Below are 23626 nucleotides of genomic sequence, written 5' to 3'. Positions count from 1 at the left end.
GATCACCTACTGTTAGTACCGCTCCCAAGGAGGTTGAAATCCCCGCTGTTGCAGGAATCCTTCTTCAATCCGCCGCTGCTGCTGCAACAGTTCTGCATCGACTCCCCCCGTCGCTGATGCTTGAAGCTGCATTTGTTCCAGTTGGCGCAAGGCTGTTAGGCGATTGCCCTGCACCGCCGTGAGATCGATCAACGCGCGTTGAGCAACGCGGTTGTTTGGTTCCAGTTCCAGCACTTCGTTGTAGATCCGGGAAGCTGAGGTAAAACGCCGCTGTTGGAAGCGCACCCCACCCAACGCCGCCAACGCATCCACGTTATTGGGGTCTTGGTTGAGGATGGTGCTGTAGGCGCGATCGGCCCGACGCAAGTTACCCGCATTTTGAGCCAGTTGTCCTTGCACAAAATACGCGCCGAGGTTATTTGGATCGCGGGCGATCAATTCATTCACATAGGCTTCGGCCGCATTAGGGTCACGGGCAGCAATCAGTTCCACCTGTCGTAGTTGGATCGGAATGTTATTGGGGTCATTTTGCAGCAGCGTTGCATAGAGCGGTTGGCGCTGTGGATTAGCTGGCAGGGCCCCCACTAAGCTATAGAGTTCCGGTGGCGTGTAGGTGGGCGGTTGGGTCGATAGCCACGTATTCAGCACGGTTTCGGCTTCGGCTTCGGAAATCAATCCGCCTTGATACGCCAAACTAGCGCGCCCCAGTGGCTTGGTTGGATCTTGAGGATTGAGTTGAATAATTTGGTCATAAAGGGCGATCGCTTCTGGCAAGCGACCCTGAGTTTGGCGAATGCCAGCGAGTCCCTGAAACGCCCCACTCAACACGCCGCTGTCGGGCGGATTGCTGGCGATCACTCGTTCATAGCGTTGGGCGGCCCCTTCCAAGTTGCCTTCTCGTCGATCGATTTCAGCTAGCAATATTTCGCTGGCATAGGATTCGCGCTGTCCCATCGGCGTCGCCGCATATTGGCTGAGGGCCGATCGGGCGGTGGCAAAATCGTTTTGCTGTACATAGATTTGGGCAATGCGGTACGACAGCAACGGTTCATTCACGCCAGCATTTAGCAGGGTTTGATAGTAGGGTAACAGCACCGGATCGGGCGAGTCGAGGCGGGTCAAGGATTGAGCAATAATGCGCTGCTGATAAGGATCAGATGGCAACGGTTGCAGGGCGGTGGCGACTCGTTGACCCAGTTCCGCACTGGAAATTTGCCCCAATTCTCGCTCTAGAGACGCCTGCTGAATTTGCAAGCTGCGATCGTTGGGCTGTTGTTCGGCTAACTGGCGATACACTTCCAGGGCGTAGGTGCGGTACTGCGGGAACCCGGTCAGCACATCGGCAATTTCGCGCCCAATCCCTACCGTCAGGTACACGGGTTCTTGCGTCAGCACTTCTTCATACAGGGCGATCGCTTCATTCACGTAGACTGGATTGCCCGTATATCGCGCCAAGGCCAAATACGAGCGCGACAAAATCATGCGCGAATCTCGGCGTCCTTGCAGCCGTGCTAAAACCGATTCTGCCTGACTGACTTGCCCGATCGCCGCATAGTTGATCGCCAGTTCGGCTCGCATTCGGATCGTCGTGCCGTCTAGAACATTGCCGTAGCGCTGGAGTTCTGCTTGTAATAATTGAGCCGCTTGGTCAGGATTGCCCGTTTCTCGCAACGCCACCGCATAGGCTGTGGCCGCACTGCCGCGAATTTCACCGCCTGTGCCCCGATAACGATTGAACAGAGCGATCGCTAGTTCATAATCGCCGCTATAGGCATAGACTTGTGCCGCTCCCAGCACGACTTCTGGCGTCGGATTGGCTTGCAGTGCAATTTCATAGTCGGCAATGGCTCGCCCAAACTGCCCCTGATAGCCATACAGCAGTGCCCGCTGGGCCCGTGCTTGCGTATCGTTGGGGTCAAGTTCCAGCAGCGTGGTTAAAGCCTCAATGCCTCGATCTTGCCAATCAATTCGGAATCCTGCTAAGGTGCCCAAGCTTAACAGTGCCAAGCGGTTACTCGGATCGATTTCCAAGACCCGTTCATAGGTGGCAAACGCATCGGCATCGCGTCCGGCCCGCCGGTAGGCAATGGCCAGTCCCAACCGGGCTTCCACAGACTGGGGATAGCGCTGCACCGCATTTTCAAAGATAGTAATGGCTTGATTGACCAAGCCCTGATCCATCAGGGTATAGGCTTCGCGCACATCGATCGGCACTTGCGATCGCACGGGCAACGCCAGACTCAGCATCAATGAACCGGTAAATAATCCAAGCGCCAACACACTACTCAATCTACGCTGCCATGTTCGCCGTTGGCCGGTTTGCATTGGTTTCGTTCTCCTCACATTCATGGCGTTATTCTCATGGCGATAATTTTTAGGACAACCATTGTTAGGGGGTTTGACGGGGAATCAGGTCAAACTCGGTGCGAACCCGAAATCCGGCAATCGATTCGCTGAATTCTTCGAGGGCTTGATACGTCAGACCGGCTCGCAACCCGGGCAACAAGCGGAAATCATAGAACACTTCCAGTACATCAGGTACCCGATCGCCGTTATCCCGACGCAAGCCTTGGTTCGACAGAGCGCGACCATAGCCCAGCCCAATCCGATCGCCCTCCATAAACAGGTCATAGACATTAATTCCAAAGTTGAACGTGTCGCCGTCTTCGTCAAGGTCGGTGTTTTCGTAGTAGCCGTAGCGTCCAAAGATACCTAAGTTAATAGCTGGAATAAAATATTCGGCGTTGATGCCATAAGCATTTTCCCGATCGCCTTCCTGAGCACCAAATTGCCCATTGCCGCGATCGATATTGAAAATTTCCTGGAAGCCGTCTCCGTTACCGCTGTCTTCCGAGGTTACAAACGTACCACGTACAATCAAATTGTCGAACCGCAGACCAATTTCGCCCGCAAAGCCATTCAAGTCAAAATTGCTGATGCTGCGATCGGACGAAAAAACTACACCGCGAGCTTCCACATTGTCAGTAATTGTCCAGTTCACCAGTGCTCCTTGCCGCGAGCCAATGCCAGCCGCCGACAAGGCTGGATTGGTGGAAAAAACCGGGTTGAAAAACTGCGTGGCTGCATCTTTGGCGAAGCTGTTGCGATCGAAATAGGACGTAAGATCCAGTTGTCCTACCACCAGGCGCAAATTTGGCAGATCCTGCGGAGCTACCGTTAGATATAGTTCGTTGAGATTAACGCCATCATTGCCACCTTCACTGAACACCTCGCCGTCAGTGATATCCACACTGCCACCCACTTGCAAACGCGGAGTAATCGGATAAACACCAAGAATACGGGCCCGCGCCGCTCCTTCATCACCTTGATACAAATACACTCCTTGCAACTGAAGTGTTGGAGGTGTCAAAGCCGTACTGGGCAGCGGCGAGTCTAATTCTGAAGCAGTCACCGGGGTGGGTTGAGGGGGTTGGGCAGTGGATAAACCCGGAGATACCGGAACTGGGTCGATCGCGGGCGGAGGAGCGGGAACTGGTGAGGTTGGGTCAGTAGGAGGAGCAGGATAGGGCACCTGCACCAGGTTGGAACTAGGAGGGGTTGGGGTTAAGCTGAAGCGATCGGGCGGGCGGAAGTCAAAGCGGGCAGAAGGATTACAATCGGCAAAACAAACGTTGGGGTCGTCTGAAAAAGTCGGAATGGGAATGGGGGAACTCGGGTCCGACGGGACTGTGCCTTGCGCGATTACGTCTGCTCGATCTGTCTCTACTTCTGTCGCTACTGATGCCACCGCATTAGCTATGTCAGCAGACGATTCGGAGGCTTCGACCCAGTCGAACTCTGAGGAGCTAGAAGCAACACCAGAAGCGACAATAGTATCGCCGCTCGCCTCACCCGCTTCTAGCCCTGAGCGAGATTGAGATGAAATAGCCAATGTCGCATCAGAAATTGGGTCAGAAATTGATTGATCTGATTGAGGCTTCGGAGCGGTAGCCGCTTCAGTTGGCGAGTGATTGACAATAAGACTAAGCCCCAACCAAACGGCTAGGGAGAAGCTAGCCATTCGCCAATTTTTCAGGAAAGAATCGTGAAATAAGCTGAACATAGAATACTCACACCATAAGAGCGGGTGCAAATCGGCTGAAGCCGAAAATTGACGGTTGTCTCAAAACTAAGGTTGACCCAGGAATCACCAATCAGCGAGCACCAATCAGACATCTAAACCTGGAACCAGCAGCGATTTAACCAACGGTTAAAATCAACCCTGAATAGCATTATTTCGGAGAAGAAACCGGTTTTAGTGTCGGACTAACTTGTTTGTAAGCGACAAGTCAGGACTGGATCAGAGAAGAAACTGTTTCTTCACTTAAGACAGCATCGTTGCCAGCGATCGAAGATTTTAAGAAAGACCTAAGCCTGCGACATCAGCGACAAGGGGTGACTCTCGAAAATCCAGTTAAAACCAATAGAACCAGCAGGGATTGTCAGTTAAATTCTTTCTAAGTTTCAAGGTCACAGTCAGGAAATACGGACGATTTTGAGATGCTAAGCCTGATTTTTTAAATTTCCCTCGAATTCTATCTGAGCAATGCTACAACGATGAGAAATACTGACGTGTATACTTAGTGTCAAACAATACCATATTTTACGTATGCTGCCAGGTGATTTTTTTAACACACTTCGTCAAGCTTGCTGCCAGTGGTATCTAACAAAAAAGCAGCTAATCATCCTAACGATCGTGGTTCCAGTAGTCGTTTTATTCAGCGGTTGCACAACGACTTTGAATCGCGTGAACTCCACTTTTTTGACACCTCCTCTCGAACTCACCATTAATCAAGTCGAGCCAACCAGCCAGTCTGGTGTTTACACAGTGTCGGGTCGGGCTACGTTACCTGATACTACTCGCATTACCGTCACTGCCGTTCGCTACCTCCAACCCGACGTGCGTCTATCTTCCTCCACCGTCTCCTCCCCCGCCTACGTGATTCTCGATCGACAGTTTGCTGAGGTTAATCAAAACCAGTGGCAAACACGAGTCAACCTGTGGCAAGTAGCAGCCAACGGTCAGTTTCAAGAAGCATGGCAAATGGATCAAGAGAATACTGGCATCCAGTACGAACCCAGTCCATCTGTAACGTTTTTGGCAACGCTTGATCCAGTAGCTCAGCCTAAGGATTTTCAAACCCGCGTCGAACAACTCGATGAGGATGTGCAAGCCGCCTTGATGGCATTTACCACCGACGGGGAATTATATGTGCAAACCAGTAAAAGCTTTGACATTAATTTGCCGACTGGTTCCACGGTGCCTCCGGCTGAAACAATTCCCATACGGACTAGTCGCGCTCCGGTGGATGTAACCCCTCGTCCGGCTAACGCCACAACCGAAGGCTGGCGTCAAACTACGGCTCCTTTACCGTCCGATCGAGTGCTGCGCTAGGTCTATTTCAAGCGCGGTTGCCACTGCCGTTGCCCAATGCGGAATTCTGAGTGGTTTGCAAACGTTCAATCTGGGCTGTCACCTGTTTCAGATGGCTCAGAAGTTCTTGCAACTGTACAGAAGTCTCCATCGGCGTTAGGGGCGATCGCGAATCAGCCGCATCCTGCCATGAGCGACGAACAAATCCACTGAAGGCTTGGGCTGCTGGCAGAGCAGTGAGTGCTTGAATTTTGACCGGCTCAGTAATAGGCGTCACCGTAATCGGCTTCTCAGTAGCCATTGCAGGCATAGGCGAGGAAGACGGAGTGGATTGGGTAGGTGGTTCAGACAGGGCTGCTGTGGAGTTATCGAGGAAAAACTCCAGACCGGCCGTTGAAAAGCCTGAACTGGTTGCCGATTGTGCAGACCTAGTAACTGGCGTCACCAGTCTACGATCGGGCACCGTTGGTTGAGAAACTGGCTGAGGGCGATCGACAAACGTTTCGAGCAATTCTCCTTCTAACACTCCTTTATCCGAAGAAGCCGTGTTTAGAGAAACCCGATCGGGAGCAAAAGTAGATCGGGTGGCGGCTGGCAGAGAAGCCGTCGATGCAGCATGGGCAGCTACCGAAGCAGGTTGCAAAAATTGTTCTAAGCCAGACGTTTGCAGCTTCGTTTCTGAGAACTTCAGCCGCTCGACGAGTGCCTCTTGTTCAGCCAGTTGTTGCCGCAGAGCGGACATATCGGTTTCATAGCGCGACAGTTTACGAGATGCCTGTTGCCAACTCAATACAGATAGACTCACAGCCCCTACACCTAAACTTAAGCCTGTTGCCAAAGCAATATAGGGTGCAGCTAGTTCTCGAAGCTGTCCAACAAAGACGGGTCTTTCCTCAAGCTGAATGGTGACAGGTTTTGCCCCCACCGTGGCAAGCGGAAGCAGGGCTGCTGACAAAACTGCTCCCGCCAAAAGCGCTGAAGACAGTAAGCGATGTGACAAATTCATGATTAGCAAGAATTTAGGAGAACAACATTAATCCGGTTGAGCACCCACGATGGCATCAAAATTCGTCTGATGGTGGCTAGCGTTGATCGACTAGCGCAAAAACATAAACCCAGCCGGAGTAGTCTTGCTTCAGGGAAATTCTTTAACGTGTGTCTAGAGGATATTGCAACAATAGAAAATGGCCGGTTTTGTATTAAACTAGCCTTCTTCAACCGTATTTGTCGTGTAAATTCTGTCAAGGAATGTAAATTTTATTGAAGCAAGTGTGAAAATTAAGCATTTTCACCATCGCGGCTATTGACAGGAGCACTTTCTGGCTCATGTACAGTAGCGATGATTACAAAACGAGGTGGCTTCTCAATAAAGCGTCATCGAGACGAGGATCTAGGAGTGCCTGCTGGCGTTGGTGGATTGACACTGGATTTTCCCTACTGCTGAACCCGTCTCCCCGGAGAGGAGGCAGTTAGAGCGCTGGTTTCGTCTCTTTGCAGGAGAGGGGTCAGATGAGAGCAGTGTTTGGTGACGGCAACTCTGACTTGACTAGCGCCCTACTTCTTTTTGTCTCTATGTCTGTCCTAACGAGTCATTCCTAGGGTGTGCCATTCGATCCACCATTTGACCCACCGTTCGATCGACCGTTCGATCGACCATTGCCGTTACCACCATTAGCCCTGCTGTTGCCGTTGCCGTTGCCGTTGCCATTAACAGTGTGGACGCCATTACCATTGCCGTTGCCATTTTCTTGGAAAAACTTACTCAATCCGTGTCGAGTTTTTTCCCAATAAAACGGATTGCCATAGAGTTGCCAAAGGGCAATGTAGCCAGCGGCAGAATGTAGGAGCCAATAGAGAGGATTGAGTAATGAATAGAAAATCAGCTTGTAGTAGCGCCGACGGAATACCGCAATCATGTTGAGGTAAATGCCCAGCGCATTACCAAAGATGAGATTGAACAGCGAAATGTACAGCACCCATTCAGGAAATAATCGATCGAGCCAGGAAGCGCGGGTAACCAACCAATAGATAAACAGCGCCCAAAGCAACGGCGTGGTAATGAACGATAAAATTGTGCCACCCATAAACAGTTGGGTCGCAGCCCACTTACGAAACCCTAGCCGACGAATTGATCGAATCGGGAAGCGGGTGTGTACAAGCCATGTTTGCATGTAGCCCTTAAGCCAGCGCGAGCGTTGCCGAATCCAGTTTTTCAGTTCGACATTGGCTTCTTCAAAGGTGGTAGAATTGATCACCCCAATCCGATAGCCACGTTCGCTGGCACGAATGCCCAAATCTGCATCTTCGGTGACGTTAAACGGGTCCCACCCCCCCAGTTCCCGCAGGCGATCGAGGCGGAAGTGGTTACTAGTTCCCCCCAACGGAATTGGACAACGTAGGGTTTGCAAGCCCGGTACAATGTAGTCAAACCAGTAGGAATATTCCAGCGTAAACATCCGTGTCAGAATGTTTTCGTCGTAGTTGAAATAATTCAGCGCCGCCTGCACACAGACCAGATCGGGAGAACTGGTGCGGAAGGCAATAATCGCTTTCTTCAACTGATCCGGTTCGGGAATGTCTTCGGCATCATAGATGGTCAGGTATTCGCCACGGGCAAACGGTAACGCATAGTTCAGTGCCTTGGGTTTGGTTTTGGGTTGACTTTCGGGTACGTAAATAAACCGAATATAGCGCGGGGGGTCAAGTTCTCGAGCCGCTTCAATCGTTTCCGTATCATCTGCTTCCAGCAGCAGCAGCGCATCGAGTTTTTCTTTGGGATAATCCAATTGATCGAGCGCTTGTACTAAGATAGGCAGCACTTCCGGCTCGCGGTAGACCGGAATCAGAATGGTATAGAGTGGCAGCGTGCGATCGTCTACGGCCGCCACCTCTTCGTCGCTGATTCGGTATAGCTGATCGAGTGCGCCCACTAAGCTCAGTACCAGCTTGAACCCAATTGAAGCAATGAAGAACAAGTTGAGGATGGCCATGAGAATGGCCAAAGTTAGCCACCAGTCGGACAATAGCCCCCACAGAACCACCCCCAACACAAAATACATCGCAATCATTTGGGTAGGGGTAAAGACCCGTGCGGCCGAAATATCCGGAGCATAGGCCATGAGGTGATAGGTGGCACGCCAACTGAATCGGTTTTGGTAAAGCTGATCAATTAGATGCGTCACATCGCGCTCTGTTCCCAGCACTTTGAACAATTGAATGCCAGGATGCCTAGCATAGATTAGCGATTCTACCGTAGTATCAAGCGGATTTTGCTCAATCACCATCATGGTTCGATCGCCCACCCAGGCATAGGGAATGAACAGATGCGCTAGCATGGTTTGCAGATCAAACTGTTGCACCAATTCCGCATCGGGTTCCGCTAAATCAGCCTTGTCATAGCGAAACAACAAGGGGAGATCTAGCAAGTTACCAACGGTTTCCATGTAATCAATTCCCTTGACATAGCCCTGGGTAATCAACACCTGCCCCACAGGCACATCGGTATAGCGAGCCGTCGCTAAAGCATCTTGCCATTCAAGATCTGTCAGTACCTGCGACTCTAGCAGTTGAATTTCCAGCCCTGATTCGACAATCAGCGAGCGAATCTGGGCTTGAGTCGCCAACAAAATCTGAATGGGTGCCCCTGGATAGACCCGATGAATGATTTCGGTGACAGCCGGATTGTCCCAGTCTTCCAGGGCCACGGCGATCGTGCCGTCATCTAACCGCTGACAGGGGAAGAAGTTGAATCGACTCATCTCATCGGTTGGATCAAACTGACGAGAGAGGGCAAAATCGATCGCACGGTCACGCTCTTGCCATCGTTTCAACAGGGGATAGTCCGTCAACCGGGAGACCACTTCCAAAAATGCATCTGGCGTCATCAAATTCAGTCGCCACAACGCTTGAGCAAGCGAGCAAGGCGTCGTTTGACTCAGAGCATAGGCATCTTGAAACTGTTGAGCGGTCAACCGCTGTTCATTGACGAGTTGTTCTTGAAGCTGTAGTTCAAACGGTGTCATTAGTTACTCCTCACCCCCAATACCAGGTTCAGCCGCTGGTGGCGTGGGCGTTTGTCCCAGCCGTCGATAAACCAACCAAATTAAGGCTGCACCCAGAGCCAGTCCCAGGAAAATTAATGGGACTCGATAGCGCCGTAGGAAGATCGACCACTTAAATTCACTGGGATAATCAACCAGTAGGGTACGGCGGCGCAAATCCCAGCTTTGAATTCCCGTTGAGTTGGTAAAGGTGACAACATTGCCATTCAGTTGAGCCGATAGCAACGTGCGGGGATCAGCCAAAGATGCCGACAGTCGAGTCGCACTCTGGGGATTATTGCCCCACCACGACAACCAAACGGTGGGTCGATCTTGATAGGAGAAGTACTGAAGAATCCCCAAATCTTCAGTAGGATCGACCACAAAGAGCCGATTGTCATTGACCGGATTATAAATCTCGAAATTGTCTTCCAAGCGGACTGGTGCTGGCAACGACGCTTGCTCAGGAGGAGCAACGATCAATCGCCAAGCCGGGGAGTTTCCTTCTCTAGGTAAATTTGACCAGTCTTGCACTTGGCGAGCATCCACCAGTTGTGGCAATAGAGGCTGGCGGGCTAAGCGCGTCACTGCTCCAAGCATGTAGGCTGCCGAGGCTAAGGCATCAGGCTGAGTAATATCTGTAACAATTTGCCCATTGCGCTGGCTGAACAAATAGGGCAAGTCGCTGAAATCTCCAGCCGGATCTTGGTACCCATTCCAGCTAAAATACGAATCGCCGTGCAGTTGGAAAGTCATTTCAGTGGGGCTAACTAAACAATTGCCCTCCGACGGCACATAAGCCACCACCAGTGATAGATTGTTATTGGCATTCAGTTGGTTGACTGGTAGGATGATGGTCTCATCCAGTCGGGTTGTATCATTCAGCCCATAGGTTTCAACCAGCGTGTCGTTGAAATATACCTGGGCGGTAAGGCGCTCTTGTAAATCTCGATCGACTGGCGTCCAGGTGGCTTTGATGTTGGTAATGAGTTCGTTGGGGCGCCCTCCTAATTGGGCCAGGGTAAAGGGCACGTCGATCGTCTGAGTACCGAAGAAGCGACGCGGGCCATCTCGAAATCCCAAAATGCGGAAGGAGCGAGAGAGCGGCAATGTGGTTTCTTCTAGGTTCTCAACCGCTTCTACATTCAGACCTTGACTCACCAAGGCCGGGTTAGCTGTTAACTCCAGCAATGATTGAATGGCCTGCATATCCGCCCGAACCTCCAACGTCGAGCCGTTACGCTGAATTTCTGGGCTGTCTGCCCCAGTCCGAAGGAAGACCTGCGCAGCGGTATTGGCTGGGTTGGCGGGTTCATTGATAACCTCGGCCCCGGCTGGTTGGGCGTTGCCCTGTCGCCACAAAATCGGGGTTTTGCGATCGCGGAATTGGTAGGTGACGGCACTATAAAGCGCCAGAGCCGCCTCCGCCTGTTCTTCATTCAAGTTCGAGGGCACATTAAACACCACCTGACTGTAGAACGGCCGGAAGAACCCCAGAATGCTCTCATCTTGCCGCAACGGGTTGATGTCGAAGAAACTGTCGTTACCAACAGTCAAAAATAAATTTCCAGTCGGCAAATCCTGACAGTAGTTGCGGCTGATGTATAAGAATGGTTGAATCGCCAGATTGATAAACTGGGTTTCGGGTGGCAGCGATCGTAAGGGAACTGTCACGATCGGGTTTTCCAGCAAGGTGCGAACTGGCACAACTTGTTCAATTTCGCCATTCACCAACAATCGCACCGTAGATTCAGGGTTCAGTGCTGGAGATGGTTCAAGTCGCAACCGCACAAAGCTATTGTCTGGATTAATCCCTCCCGTTGGATAGGGAACTCCCACGTTAAATTCCGGACTCACCCCTCTCAGAATTACCGATTGATCGTAGCCAAGGGCTTCAAAAGGAATAATTTCTGCTTTTGCAACCGTGGCGGCTGTTAAAACGGTTAAAGAACTGAGAATTGGAACAGCGAGTTGCTTCAACGGAGAAGCCGGGTTAATGTATCTTATGATTCGCGATAGTTCTTTGAATTGCGGAGTCGGCACCATCTGTCTTCCGTTTGAATGAGGTTCATTTTTAGGTTTTTGCACCCTCAAGATGGTTAAGCATTCTACAGCAGTAGTAACAATTTGTATTGGTATCCTTTCCTCGGCCAGTATAGCGCTAGTCTTAACTTGGCTCTACCAAACTGGTTGTATTTCCCAAGAATTTCCCTATTTAGGGGCAAAAGCGCTCTTAGCGTATTCAGGACCGGAACCACGATTTGAATCATTTGGTTACGTCTTTCCACCGTTGATTATCTACGGCGTTCTGCTGACTGGAACGTCTCCCATCGCATTTCAGGCGTTAGTGGGTGGTAGCCTAGTCGGTCTTATTATGCAGCAAATGGGTCGGGTTTCCGTTTCTCGCCTTTGGCAAGTGCTATGGACGTTGTTAATTTTTATACATCCTAGCTTTGGTTTGATGGCGTTATACCGTCCCGATTGGGCCACTGCCACGCTGTTATTAATGGGGGCAATGACCCTACTGCTTGATCTAGCGCAAGAGCGCGATAAGCGGTTGTTGTCTACCGGTCTGGCTCTTGTGTTGTTGGGCTTCGTCTTGGCACCGCTAATGTTGGTGCGCTTCGAAGCCTGGTATCTGCTCCCAATTTTGGCAGTCACCATTCTCGTAACGTTCTACAACACTGAACCCCCTGGATTCCAGATTTCCGCTGCATTAGTTGTGCTATTTATGAGTTTGGTGGCAGTTGGTGCGTTCCTGTATTTCAACTGGATCACGACCGATGATGCCTTTTATTTCGTCAATAGCTCCAATGGGTCGCTGCAACAAGCTCGCAACTTAGCGTTTGTGCAGCAGGAAAAAATTGACTCCAGTGTGATAGCCGCGCTGAAATGGCTAATTACCACCGTCCCAGTCTATCTGGTGACGATTCTGGGTGTTATCTTCAGCGCCAATAAACACCGAGCCGGATTAATCTTAATTTTGCTGCTGCCAGTGTTTATGTTGATTATCTCCTTTTGGAAAGGATTGTTCTTTCCGTCGGCGAGTCAACTTGGACTCTTTTTAGGGTTACTGCCTGTGATCTGGTGGCACGCACCACCACGGCGACTCTTGAGCCGGATCTTGATTACAGTGACGTTGGTCGCTAGTTTGCTCTATACCGGCTATCGGCTTCAGCAGAATGAGTTTGTCCCTGAGGAGACCCTACTGTGGCGACAATTGAGTGGTCAACCTATTCCTGAAACTCCAGCAGTACAGCAATCGTTGGCATTTTGCCAAGCAGAACGCGACATTGCCGATCTGCTCGACAATACCCTCACCGGCCCCAGCCGCCTATTAGTGGACGATACGGTTGGCTCTGGCATTCTTTATCGAGTTCGTCGTCCTGATGCCTTCATCTTGCCTTATCAATTTGAATTTGTTCCGGCTTTACAGAACCCTGGCATTTACACAGACTTCATATTACTGGCGGGGCCTTCTTCTCCGGTGGCAGACCGAGATAGAGTAGGAGCGTTTTGGTCTCAAAGATCGCCAGAAACTCTCCCTGGGTTTCAAGTCATTCGTGAGAACCCGTTCTTTCAACTTCTACAACGAGGACTATGACGTTTCTGCAGAACCGTTCTTCCCGACGTAAATTCTGCCGTACCTTATTGGCAACGTCTCTGGTTTCCACTCTGATTCCTGCTAACTGCCGTAACAACGTGATTCCTGCCAATGCTGCTAATTCACAGCCCAAATGGCTTTTGGGACTTGGGGCAGATCCCTATCGGTTTCTTGGAGAAGTGCAAAGTAATCCTCTAGTGGAGGCGATCGCTCAATCGTGGTCGCCCCAGTTTCTATCAGCTTGGCTCAATAGTTACGACAATCGCCAAGGAGATTTGCATCCTTGGCGACAACTCCATCACTCTGGACAGCTTTCCACCTGGTTCAATCATGGCTACACCTTGCACATCATCACCTGGGAAAATGATGAGTCGCTACCGGCTGGAGACTATCACATCTCGCAGCAGTACCTGGATGATATCGAACAACTGGCCCGGTATGTGCGTCAAGCCAACCCTGACCACCGAGTCACCTATTGGACTTTAGCTACCGAGTTTTCCTACTGGCGGCTACCCGCAGATACCTATAACGACACCACGGCTCCTTACTATCAAGCCTTGATGGCAAACTTACGGCGAGCACGCGGCATCATTAAGAACTATCTACCGACCGCATGGGTTGCTCCTAGCTGGGGTGGATGGATTGTCACCTTTGATGATCCACTTCGGGGCTGGGGACGTAGTATGATTCCACCGTTCGCAGCTTTTCTCCGTGAAATGGATGGCATCGCGTTTCAGTCAATGCGCCCTCGTCGCACGGATGAACTTGATCCCAGCAATAATCTTCCAGATCCGGGAAATCCCGCCCAAATCCTACAGTGTTGTGAAGTTTTTTCTCACTATCACAATTCCTTCATGGTGTCGCACTATGAACCGTGCATTAAAGAAAATCACCCAAATGGGGGACGCGCCGATACGGTGGCAGATGATTTCCAACGCATGATGCAGCCGGAGTGGTTGCACTACGCCATGAGTTTAGGACTCAACAAGTTCTCCTTAATGCACTACGGACTGTATAAAGATGATCCCTATGGGGCATTAACCGCAGCAACGACGTTTCAGCAAACGGTGAGGCAGATTGGATGACAATTTGGATACAGCATCAGATTCAAACCTATGGCCGACGAGTAGCCTCGATCGGTCTGGCAGGAATGTTGTGCTTAGGGAGCGCCAAAAGCGCCTGGGCGAATGCCTTCACTCAACCTCAAGGCAGTACATTTACAGGCTTTACAGTCCGTACCTTTGAAGCAGATGATTTCGAGAAGATCGAACTGGAAGCCTATGTTGAGTACGGACTAGAGGACGATGTCACGTTGATTCTCAAAATTCCCTATGCTTGGATCGAAGATGAATTCAATGGCGATCGCGTCGATAATTCTGGATTTACCGACGCCGAACTAGGCGTGCGCTGGCGCTTCAATGATCTAGACTCATCGATCGCTACGTCTTTGCAGGGCACCGTTTTGATTCCAATGGGCTATGATGCTGACGCGGAACTGCCCCTAGGGCGCGGCGCGGTGGGTGTAGAAGTTCGCATTCCCGTCAGCCAAGGCTATCAACTAGCCGGCCGCAATGGCTATTGGTCAGTGGAAGCCGCCTATCGCCAATATTTTGATAGCGGAGTTAGCAATGAAATCCGCCTACTGGGCGAAGTCAGTCAAGATATTATTGATCGCATTGCCGTGGCTGCTCAGCTTGAGCAATCGATCGCCCTCAGTGAAAATGACCAATTTCGCGATGATGAGAGTGGCTTTACAAAACTTACAGGACAAGTGTGGTTTCGTGCCACCGATCGATTGACCTTTGTCTTTGGTGGTTATACTAATATTGCTGGTTCTGATGGAGGTGGATTAGAAGGCAGAATTTGGTATCAATTCTAGCCGTTCTACCCGTCGTTCTATGATATAGCACTGCTTTGCTAAAGATTTATGAGGTTCTTCCAATTGGAAGATGAAACTGCGAGGTGGAGTATTAAACTTTATAGATATAGGGTTAAGTTTACTTGGCTGGTCTGCGTGACATTTCCTATGTCCGCTTAATATTGAGGCCCTCTACGTTGCCTCATCTAATCAGGGGCGCATCATACTGGCTTTTTTGACTTTTGCAGCTTGCAATGAGTCTTGGACGCTGTGAGTCAGATCTATACTGTCAATGTGTACAGGAAGTTCATTCACAGTGGAGATTGTTCTTTTTATTCAAGTCGTTTTTTCAGCTGCTATGGGGTGGGGGTGAATTCGCCGTTAATTGAGCGAGAGGGCAAATTTGAATCAACCAGCATTCAGAAGGAAATCTGAGAGTATAAGCTCCAACAGGGGTAATCTAGAGGTGACCTGAGTGGCTCGTCTCTATAAAACTGATTGGGCAAAGCTCTGGCAACCTGATTATTATAGGGTAGTCGTTAACTCCTTCTGAAGTGACTCCGTTGATTTAACTGAAGTTGAGGGTTAACATCTAGCCCCAACCGAATGTGACAATTAAGAGGGCGGATCATGGGAATCCACCATTGCGAATCCAAATCGCTATGGTGAAGATGCAGCCATAAAACCATCTCACTGGTTGTCCGCTTTTTTCTTAAGCTATTCGGAATTTCATCTGTCGGCAGTGTGTTCTCTATAAACTGTATGACTTGATGAGCTTTTACAATTCTTAACTTTTTAGGGAGTTGAAAAAGTTGCAAGTTTACGGAAAGCGAGCTAGCACCATTGTAGAGATTAGACATTTGCAAGAATCAGGTGTTCAGAATCGGAACATGCGCTATCTACCAGTTGTTTGTCGATGTGTTTGATGTGTTGATTATCAGGAGTTCCCGTCATGCGTTCACTTCAGTACTACTTCTACGAATTCAATCCCGATCAGCAAAGCGTGCTGTACAATTTTGGCACTGATCGCGTTACTGCTTTTGCCAAGCATCGGCTGCTAGAAAAGCAAGGCAAAAAGTTGAGTGCAGTACAGATCAAACGGACATCTACGCCACAAGCAGCCTAAGTCTTTCAAGCTTCTACATCTACAATAGACTTTACGTCATCCAACCAAGTTTCTAGCTACCATTCAGCCCCATTGCTGGTTTTAACGAGAGCAGAATTCTCTCCTGACTCGGCACACTGAGAGATTCTACCGTTCATGGTGATGCTTATCTAGCTTTACTATGGCGAATATCCTATCTCTCATGGTTAGAGAGAAATGAGGCATTTCATTCAACATCTTTATTGTTCAGTTGCTAGCTTAAGGAGCCTCGCAGATGCGTTCCCTTCGATACTTCTTCTACGAATTTTCTCCAGATAACCAGAAGATCCTGTACGATTTTGGCACCGATCGTGTTGCCGCGTTTTCCATCCATCGTCAATTGGAGAAGCAAGGCAAAAAGCTCAGTGCAGTTCAGATCAAGTCAGGTTATGTGGCTGAACCCAGCAGAAAAGAGGTAGTGCACCAAGTCTAAATTTATACCATACCTAAAGTTGTGTGAAGTTCGATGACTGCCCTGCAAAATTGCCCTTACATATCTAAACCCAATTTTGTGTTTTGTGCAAGAGTTTTGGGCAGAGATCACTAAATCAACTTGTAGGAACTATTACAAGCGATCGCTGGTTGTTAGCTACATTGCTTCAGAGCGCGAAGCAATGTAGCTAACAGCTAGCGGCCGCGGTCTACCTGCAAGTCGATTGCTTGAAACTGAGCATCGTCGTGTCTCTAGCGTAGCCGACGCTTAATATTCCTTGCTTCAAAGTCATAGTAGTAATTGGGTTCGTCATCTTCTCGCCATCGCTGCTCTATTCGATCCCAAATGGGGGATTTAGATTTAGAGAATACGCAAAATAGTGGCAAAAGACTAATTGACCAAACCGCCAGCGATAGAATCCAGATCATTGAGTACAGTCCTAGTCAGTGTAGTAGTAGTGTGCCCAAACCAGCAAAAAAACTTATCACAACATTAGAAATATTTGAGAATCGACATTTTTTTTGACCTAGCTGAAATTGGTTTTGGTTGATGTTTAAGGACTGGCAGGTTTTTCCTTGACCTAGCAGCTTCCTTGCTTAAAATAGAGTATTCCTGATCCATAAGCAGTGACATGACAACTATCTAGGCAATCCTTCGGGGTTACCTATTTCGATGTATCAACCCTAACTGTGTGAATGTGCGCTCTTTCGGTGTTGGGCGTCCGAGACAGGCGCTCGAAAGAGCGGGAGAATTCTTACGGTTTTGGTTGATAGGTTGAAGCAACATATAGTTCCTTCAGTTGTCGATTGTCAACCCGTGAGGGAGCATTTGTCAGCAGGCAGCGAGCCTGTTGGGTTTTAGGAAAGGCAATGACATCCCGAATGGATTCTTCACCCGCCAGCAACATTACCAGGCGATCGAGTCCATAGGCAAGGCCCCCGTGGGGTGGGGCCCCATACTCGAACGCTTCTAGTAAAAACCCAAATTTTCTGTGAGCTTCTTCCAGAGACAGTCCAATGATTTCAAGCACCTGTTGCTGAATTTCAGGCTGATAAATTCGTAAACTGCCGCTGACAATTTCATAGCCGTTATAGACCAGATCGTAGGTTTGGGCCCGGGCTGTCTTCAGGTCATCAAGATCATCTGGATGCGGCGCGGTAAAGGGATGGTGAATGGCTTCTAGGCGTTTTTCGTCCGAGTTCCACTCAAACATGGGAAAATCCGTCACCCAAAGTAAATTCACTTGATTGGGATCGATCAGCCCCAGTTCTTTACCAATTACTTGACGCAATCGATCGAGCGTTTTATTGACCACGGCTGTTTCACCTGCCCCAAACAGCAGCAGATGGCCGGGAACTGCTCCCGTGCGTTGCAGCAATTCTTGCTTCTGCGCCTCCGAAAGGTTATCTTTAATGGCGCCGATTGTATCGATTTCGCCATTGTCGCGTACTCGGATATAAGCCAGCCCTTTAGCGCCCATCGTTGCCGCTTCATTGAACAGATCGCCACCGGGTTTAATGCGAACATTAGAAATGGCTTCATTGCCGCCAGGAATCGGTAGAACCTTGACAATGCCGCCTGTTGCTACCGCCCCCGAAAAGACTTTAAAACCAGAGTCTTTCATTAGATCTGATACGTTCACCAGTTCCAGAGCAAAGCGTGTATCAGGTTTATCTGTGCCGTAGCGATCGAGCGCTTCTGCATAGGTAAGGCGCGGAAATGGACGCGGTAGATCAATCCCTTTGACGGCTTGAAACAAGTGCACCAACATGGCTTCATTAAGGTCAAAAATTTCTGCTTGAGACATGAAGCTCATCTCCATGTCTAGTTGAGTGAATTCGGGCTGGCGATCGGCGCGCAGATCTTCATCGCGGAAACAGCGCGTAATTTGGTAATAGCGATCGACCCCCGAGACCATCAATAACTGCTTGAAGAGTTGAGGCGACTGAGGCAGCGCAAAAAACTCCCCTGGGTTGACTCGACTGGGAACTAGGTAATCTCTTGCTCCTTCAGGCGTCGATTTTGTTAAGATTGGCGTCTCGACTTCAATGAACCCGGCTTTATCTTCTAAATAACGACGGAGGGTTTTGACCACCGTATGACGAAGCTGTAGGTTTCGGCTCATGCGTTCTCGCCGCAGATCTAGGTAGCGATATTTCAAGCGCAAATCTTCACGCACTGGTTCTTCTTCGGCAGTAGAAACTTGAAACGGCAATTGTTTTCGTACCGAGTTCAGCAACTCAATCTCGTCAGCATAAATTTCAATTTCGCCAGTAGGGATACGAGGGTTGAGGGATTCGGGTGGGCGCTTTGAAACCCGACCAGTAACTTTGACCACATATTCATTGCGCAGATCGGCAGCAATTTGATAAGACTTGGGCGTTCGCTCTGGATCGCTGACAATTTGGGCGGTTCCACTGCGATCGCGTAAATCAACAAAAATCACCCCTCCATGATCGCGACGACGATCGACCCAACCAAACAGCGTGACTGTCTCTCCAACATGTGCCGATTGCAGGTGTCCACAGTAATAAGTTCGCATGGCTTGAAATAATGACGTAGTGAATAAACTGAGGGGTGGGATAAAACTTTTATATTATCTAGTATTCCGAGCCACGACTGGCGACTCCTCTCGTTTTAAAGCGATATGAGAGTCCTGACTGAGCCATACAAAGGCTCTCGGACATCTGATTCATCCTAACTAGAGACCGGTTATAGCTGTGTGTATTGATTCACAAACTCCTGAATCGTTTCCAGATAGGAAGAACCACCCAGTTGAGCTACATCATTGTGGGTTGCAGCGGGAATAATCAACAAATACTTGGGCTGAGGAGCCGCGGCAAATAGAGCTTGGCTCATGCGTACAGGAATTGTGTTATCGGCTGCACCATGAATGAACAGGCTGGGGACTTGCAGCGTGGGTACTTTGGCGAGGGAATCGAACTGCTGAGTCAAGATCAAATTTGTGGGAAACAGGCGCGACAGGTTCGTGTGGTCTACCATGTCTCGCATGGAGGTGAAGGTACTCTCAAGAATGATGCCGCCCATGTCAGGTTGGCGTGTTGCCAGTTCGATCGCCACCGCTCCCCCCAAGGATTGACCAAACACCACAATCTGATGAGGAGGAATACGTCGAGCCTGCGTCAAGTAATTCCAAGCCAACTGTGCATCTTCGTAGACAGTTGCTTCGGTGGGTAAGCCAGGCGAACTGAATCCATAGCCGCGATAGTCAAGCAGCAGGACAGAAAATCCAAGCTGATGTAAGCGATCGGCGCGATGTACCAAATCGCCAACGTTGCTGGCGTTGCCGTGGAGATACAACAGCACTGGAGCATTAGGTGTAGCAGACGGAATCCACCAAGCATGGGCATAACCAGAATCTGCGGTCAAGTACACATCTTCATAGTTGAGATCGACATCGGCAGGTGTCGCTGCCAGCGTTGATGGTGGATGAAAGATTAGGTGCGATTGTCCAACCCGCAGCAACAGGCAGAGTCCCAGATATAGCCCTATCAACCCGCTGCTGAGCCACAAGACCAATCGAGTTGAGAGCTTACGAGTTGAGAGCTTATTTGGTAGATTCGATCGTCGTTTCAACGGGGGTGACTTCTCCTGCTTGATTCGCTGCCGCGAGCGTTTGTATACACCTTATCTCCAATAAAATCAGGTTGCGCTCTTGAATGGCCGTGCAGCGATCGATCGTTGGGACGATGGCGGGAGTTGCGCCTTGCTGTAACTGAGTCACGGCTTGCCTCACAACGGGCTGCACCGAACTGTGGATCAACCAATCTTGTTTAAGCAAATAACTTGGCTCAAAAAAACGATCGTCAACTAGCAGGAAATCAACTTGATACTTGTTAAGCATTGTTTGAGTTCCTGCTAGGTTTGAACTATATTGAGCGCGAATTAAATCACTCAATCGCTGTTGCACCTGTTGATAGAAACGCGCATGATAGGGCATGGCTAGTTCTTGGCTTACCAATACCGATCGCCCCGTAAAAGCAGGTATATTATTGGCTTCTGGTGTGAGAGAGGCCACCACAGTAGTCGGAGGTTGATTGCGTAGAAACTGATAGAGTTCGGGTGCGGTTCCCATAACCCAATTCTGGCAATCTAAAAATAAACTGGGAATAGCAGGAATCACAAACACAGCAACAGCGAATAAGCTGCATAAACCTACAACTATCTGTTGTTGAATCGTCAGTTTTTGCGCGTTGCGTTGTGTTGCTTGCAACCAAATGTAGCCTTTTTTGATTAGTACAAATAAAACTAGTCCAGCCCCAATCGCCATGATCAATCGAGCGCTATAAAATGTATAGCGACTGGGTAAATAAAGGGTAGGAAATACTAGATGTGCTAACGCAAATAACCCTAGTGAAGCAAGGGCCAATTGTTCTAAGAGATCAAGGTGAGCGATCGATCGAGTCAAGGGCGATCGGGCTTTGAGGAGAAACGGTAATCCTAAACTGACCCAAATGATAGGCGGAAATAAGGGCAACCGCAGCCCACTAGCACCGGCCAACCAAAACCGAAGCGGATCAACTCCAAAATAGGCGCGTCTGCCGTTCGAGTTGAACTCGGGCATAGTTTGCATATCTGCGGCTGACACCAAATCACCAAATTCTTGAGTAACTCCCGTGAAAAATAATAGAATCACCGTCGCTCCAATTGCGCATCCTGTCAACGCTGCAATCCAAGTTGAACGATCGTTAACTAATTTGATCGATCGTCCTTGCCAACATAAACATCGCAATCCCAAAATGCCAATTTCAACTAACATCAATTGGGGATAAAATACCCCTTGGATGGCTAGTGTAACTAGACAGGAAAACAGCGATCGATTGAGTACATAATATAAAAAAGCAGCCAGCAACAAGTAGTTAAACGATCGAGGTGTTGCAGAAATTAAATCATCTTTCAGCCAAATATTCTGATTCAAAATCAGCGTAGACAAAAATGCACTAAACGGAATTGGTAGAAATTGGAGTGAGACTCCAAATACATAACTCGTTGTAAGTAAACTTAAGCATAAGGGTAAAATTTTGGCAAACCACAGGGGTTCAATGCCAAGCCGTGCCACAGCCCAATACAAACCTTTGAAGCCGATCGGTTGAATGGCTTGATAATACCTTGCAAACAAATCATTGGGAAACAATTGGGGATCAACAAAGCGCTGAAACCAAACAATGTGAATACGGACATCATCCTGCACAATATGCGGTTGGCTGAAGGCATAGTGTAAGGAAACCCCACCAAAGTACAAAGAAATTGCCAGGCTTAAACTTAACCAAATTGTTTGGTGGATACGAGACGAGTTGGATTGAAACAGTAAGGCTTTCAAGCGTTGTTTGATAGAAAGATAGGATCGTTTGAATGCAAAAGATAACACTCGATCCGCTGCGTTGCCATAAGTTTATATGAAATTTCGATCGTTCACGACTCATTCGTTTTATAACAGATTAGCAACCGCCGCAGAAACACCGTGAGGCAGAAGCGGATTCATCCTTTTTTGGGCAAGGAGTGTGGGAGTGAAGCTATCCGTCATCATCCCGGTTTACAACGAAATTCATACGATCGATAGTACACTGATTGAAGTGGTAAAGGCGTTGCCTCATGTATCGAAAGAGATTGTCATTGTAGATGATGGCTCCACCGATGGAACCCGAGAATGGCTGACCCGAACACTCCAAACACATACGTCGCTGACGTATCTAACACTGAATGCAAATCAGCAACTAATCGCTCTTTTAGACAACGATGAAAATAACCAAGAGAACGCAGATGTGACGACAATGGATATTTCCATTGACAAGGCAGTTGACCACACAAATGGGACTATTACCACGCTGAATGCACCAATCGCACAACCGATTCTGCCCGTTGCTGTAACGGTGTTGTGGCACGATCGCAATCAAGGCAAAGGGGCTGCCCTGCGCAGTGGATTTCAAGCTGCTACAGGGGATGTATTGGTAATTCAAGATGCGGATTTGGAATATACACCGCAGGATTGGGGGCGGATGTGGCAGTTGATTGCAGACGGTCGAGCCGATGTAGTCTATGGCTCCCGGTTCTATGGGGAACCACACCGCGTTCTTTATTTTCACCACCTGTTGGGCAACAAAGCCATTACCACCCTCACCAACTTACTATGCAACACCACCTTTACCGATATTGAAGTCTGTTACAAAATGTTTCGCTGTGAAGTCTTGCAGGAGTTGACCCTAACCTGCAACGATTTTGGCTTTGAAGTCGAGTTTACAGTAAAAATGAGTCGATCGCCGCGCAAATGGCGACTGTATGAAGCGGGCATTTCCTACTATGGTCGTACCTATGAGGAGGGTAAGAAGATTAACTGGCGCGATGGACTGAAGGCGCTCTGGTATGTGGTTCGTTTTCGATTTGCCAGTTGAGGGTGAGTTTCGGCGTGGTAAAAAACCTGTAACAGGAGAAAAGGTGTGAACGATCGGGCGCAGGCGTTTTGGCTCGACCATCTCCAGTCGGCCGGACATTACAATTGTTGGATTGTCTCACAAGTATTGCCACACCTGGGTCAAGACGTGTTGGAGGTTGGCTGTGGCACGGGCAATTTGACCGAGCTGTTGGCGCAAACGGGCGCAAATTTGACAGGGGTGGATGTGAATGCAAGGTTTGTTGAACAAGCCAAGACGCGCTTGCAGTTCTACCCGCATGTCAACTTGATGGTGGCAGATGCAACCCAACTCGTTTGGACGCGATCGTTTGACACCATCATTCTGCTGGATGTGTTGGAACATATTGAGCAGGATCAGCAATTGCTGCGTCACCTCAAGCAAGGGCTGAAACCGGGCGGTCGCCTAATTGTGAAAGTGCCAGCACTGAACTGTCTGTATGGTCCCCTCGATCGAGCAATCGGGCACTATCGTCGGTACAACAAGTGCAGCTTGACAGCAACCTTGCAACAGGCAGAATTTCCTAACCCAACCGTGTGGTATTTCAATGCGGCTGGTATTCCCGGTTGGTGGTTCAACGGCAAGGTTCTACAGCGTACTACGCCCCCGGCTGAGCAAATTGGCTGGTTCGATCGACTGGTTCCACTGTTGCAGAAGCTTGAATCGTGGGGAAGTTTGCCGATTGGGTTGTCGTTGTTTGCGGTGGCAATCAATCCTGAGCTTGGGGAGTGCTGACGCCAAGCCA

The 23626-nt window shown here is 49.3% G+C and carries 16 protein-coding genes; 8 read left to right on the top strand and 8 right to left on the bottom strand.

All coding sequences use genetic code 11. The features are described from left to right. Positions 1–12: 12 nt before the first annotated feature. Entirely contained in the window at positions 13–2325 is a 2313-nt protein-coding gene (locus tag OXH18_RS08745) for a tetratricopeptide repeat protein (RefSeq protein ID WP_268612143.1), read from the bottom strand. Positions 2326–2389: 64 nt separating this feature from the next. After that, complete coding sequence (locus tag OXH18_RS08740; RefSeq protein WP_268612142.1) at positions 2390–4063, bottom strand: carbohydrate porin; 1674 nt, start codon at positions 4061–4063, stop codon at positions 2390–2392. 546 nt (positions 4064–4609) lie between these two features. Here OXH18_RS08740 and OXH18_RS08735 point away from each other — a divergent pair. Next, on the top strand, positions 4610–5395 hold the full coding sequence (locus OXH18_RS08735) for a hypothetical protein (RefSeq protein WP_268612141.1): 786 nt from the start codon (positions 4610–4612) through the stop codon (positions 5393–5395). A 7-nt stretch (positions 5396–5402) separates the two neighbouring features. Here OXH18_RS08735 and OXH18_RS08730 read toward each other — a convergent pair whose 3' ends face one another. From OXH18_RS08730 to OXH18_RS08720, 3 genes are all read right to left on the bottom strand, one after another. Further along, positions 5403–6380 (bottom strand): hypothetical protein, encoded by a 978-nt coding sequence (locus OXH18_RS08730; RefSeq protein ID WP_268612140.1) that lies wholly within the window; start codon positions 6378–6380, stop codon positions 5403–5405. Positions 6381–6969: 589 nt separating this feature from the next. Further along, positions 6970–9396: a glycosyltransferase family 2 protein gene (locus OXH18_RS08725; protein WP_268612139.1), complete on the bottom strand. Its 2427-nt coding sequence runs from the start codon at positions 9394–9396 to the stop codon at positions 6970–6972. A 3-nt stretch (positions 9397–9399) separates the two neighbouring features. After that, positions 9400–11460, bottom strand: coding sequence for a hypothetical protein (locus OXH18_RS08720; protein ID WP_268612138.1), 2061 nt, complete (start codon positions 11458–11460; stop codon positions 9400–9402). 49 nt (positions 11461–11509) lie between these two features. Here OXH18_RS08720 and OXH18_RS08715 point away from each other — a divergent pair, with 49 nt between their 5' ends. From OXH18_RS08715 to OXH18_RS08695, 5 genes are all read left to right on the top strand, one after another. After that, on the top strand, positions 11510–13018 hold the full coding sequence (locus OXH18_RS08715) for a hypothetical protein (protein ID WP_268612137.1): 1509 nt from the start codon (positions 11510–11512) through the stop codon (positions 13016–13018). Continuing rightward, positions 13015–14103 (top strand): hypothetical protein, encoded by a 1089-nt coding sequence (locus tag OXH18_RS08710; protein WP_268612136.1) that lies wholly within the window; start codon positions 13015–13017, stop codon positions 14101–14103. Before OXH18_RS08715 ends, OXH18_RS08710 begins: the two co-directional genes overlap by 4 nt. Next, positions 14100–14897 carry a hypothetical protein gene (locus tag OXH18_RS08705; RefSeq protein WP_268612135.1) on the top strand — a complete coding sequence of 266 codons (798 nt, stop codon included), beginning with the start codon at positions 14100–14102 and terminating at the stop codon, positions 14895–14897. The genes OXH18_RS08710 and OXH18_RS08705 overlap by 4 nt, the downstream gene beginning before the upstream one ends. 931 nt (positions 14898–15828) lie before the next feature. After that, positions 15829–16002: a hypothetical protein gene (locus OXH18_RS08700; RefSeq protein ID WP_268612134.1), complete on the top strand. Its 174-nt coding sequence runs from the start codon at positions 15829–15831 to the stop codon at positions 16000–16002. Positions 16003–16255: 253 nt separating this feature from the next. Beyond that, positions 16256–16453 carry a hypothetical protein gene (locus OXH18_RS08695; RefSeq protein ID WP_268612133.1) on the top strand — a complete coding sequence of 66 codons (198 nt, stop codon included), beginning with the start codon at positions 16256–16258 and terminating at the stop codon, positions 16451–16453. Positions 16454–17207: 754 nt separating this feature from the next. Here the strand turns inward: OXH18_RS08695 and aspS are convergent. The 3 genes from aspS to OXH18_RS08680 form a co-directional block, all read right to left on the bottom strand. Further along, positions 17208–18995 carry an aspartate--tRNA ligase gene (gene aspS / locus OXH18_RS08690; protein ID WP_268612132.1) on the bottom strand — a complete coding sequence of 596 codons (1788 nt, stop codon included), beginning with the start codon at positions 18993–18995 and terminating at the stop codon, positions 17208–17210. Positions 18996–19165: 170 nt separating this feature from the next. Continuing rightward, complete coding sequence (locus tag OXH18_RS08685) at positions 19166–20050, bottom strand: alpha/beta hydrolase (protein ID WP_268612130.1); 885 nt, start codon at positions 20048–20050, stop codon at positions 19166–19168. Then, positions 20022–21842, bottom strand: coding sequence for a hypothetical protein (locus OXH18_RS08680; RefSeq protein ID WP_268612127.1), 1821 nt, complete (start codon positions 21840–21842; stop codon positions 20022–20024). Before OXH18_RS08680 ends, OXH18_RS08685 begins: the two co-directional genes overlap by 29 nt. 139 nt (positions 21843–21981) lie before the next feature. Here OXH18_RS08680 and OXH18_RS08675 point away from each other — a divergent pair, with 139 nt between their 5' ends. Both OXH18_RS08675 and OXH18_RS08670 read left to right on the top strand, forming a co-directional pair. After that, positions 21982–22863, top strand: coding sequence for a glycosyltransferase family 2 protein (locus OXH18_RS08675; protein ID WP_268612126.1), 882 nt, complete (start codon positions 21982–21984; stop codon positions 22861–22863). 45 nt (positions 22864–22908) lie between these two features. Then, a complete protein-coding gene (locus OXH18_RS08670) occupies positions 22909–23616 on the top strand; it encodes a class I SAM-dependent methyltransferase (RefSeq protein WP_268612125.1) in 708 nt (235 codons plus the stop codon). The last annotated feature ends 10 nt before the right edge of the window (positions 23617–23626 follow it).

The organism is Thermocoleostomius sinensis A174, from assembly GCF_026802175.1.
GTDB classification, from domain to species: Bacteria; Cyanobacteriota; Cyanobacteriia; order Elainellales; family Elainellaceae; genus Thermocoleostomius; species Thermocoleostomius sinensis.
The sequence above is the reverse complement of the archived record's forward strand: the minus strand, read 5'-3'. Positions and strand labels throughout refer to the sequence as shown.

What these genes read in the sequence shown, in the direction of transcription:
- OXH18_RS08725 (WP_268612139.1), bottom strand. Translation starts at nt 9,396, where the DNA reads ATGACACCGTTTGAACTACAGCTTCAAGAACAACTCGTCAATGAACAG.
- OXH18_RS08740 (WP_268612142.1), bottom strand. Translation starts at nt 4,063, where the DNA reads ATGTTCAGCTTATTTCACGATTCTTTCCTGAAAAATTGGCGAATGGCT.
- OXH18_RS08730 (WP_268612140.1), bottom strand. Translation starts at nt 6,380, where the DNA reads ATGAATTTGTCACATCGCTTACTGTCTTCAGCGCTTTTGGCGGGAGCA.
- aspS (WP_268612132.1), bottom strand. Translation starts at nt 18,995, where the DNA reads ATGCGAACTTATTACTGTGGACACCTGCAATCGGCACATGTTGGAGAG.
- OXH18_RS08735 (WP_268612141.1), top strand. Translation starts at nt 4,610, where the DNA reads ATGCTGCCAGGTGATTTTTTTAACACACTTCGTCAAGCTTGCTGCCAG.
- OXH18_RS08745 (WP_268612143.1), bottom strand. Translation starts at nt 2,325, where the DNA reads ATGCAAACCGGCCAACGGCGAACATGGCAGCGTAGATTGAGTAGTGTG.
- OXH18_RS08720 (WP_268612138.1), bottom strand. Translation starts at nt 11,460, where the DNA reads ATGGTGCCGACTCCGCAATTCAAAGAACTATCGCGAATCATAAGATAC.
- OXH18_RS08710 (WP_268612136.1), top strand. Translation starts at nt 13,015, where the DNA reads ATGACGTTTCTGCAGAACCGTTCTTCCCGACGTAAATTCTGCCGTACC.
- OXH18_RS08700 (WP_268612134.1), top strand. Translation starts at nt 15,829, where the DNA reads ATGCGTTCACTTCAGTACTACTTCTACGAATTCAATCCCGATCAGCAA.
- OXH18_RS08715 (WP_268612137.1), top strand. Translation starts at nt 11,510, where the DNA reads ATGGTTAAGCATTCTACAGCAGTAGTAACAATTTGTATTGGTATCCTT.
- OXH18_RS08705 (WP_268612135.1), top strand. Translation starts at nt 14,100, where the DNA reads ATGACAATTTGGATACAGCATCAGATTCAAACCTATGGCCGACGAGTA.
- OXH18_RS08695 (WP_268612133.1), top strand. Translation starts at nt 16,256, where the DNA reads ATGCGTTCCCTTCGATACTTCTTCTACGAATTTTCTCCAGATAACCAG.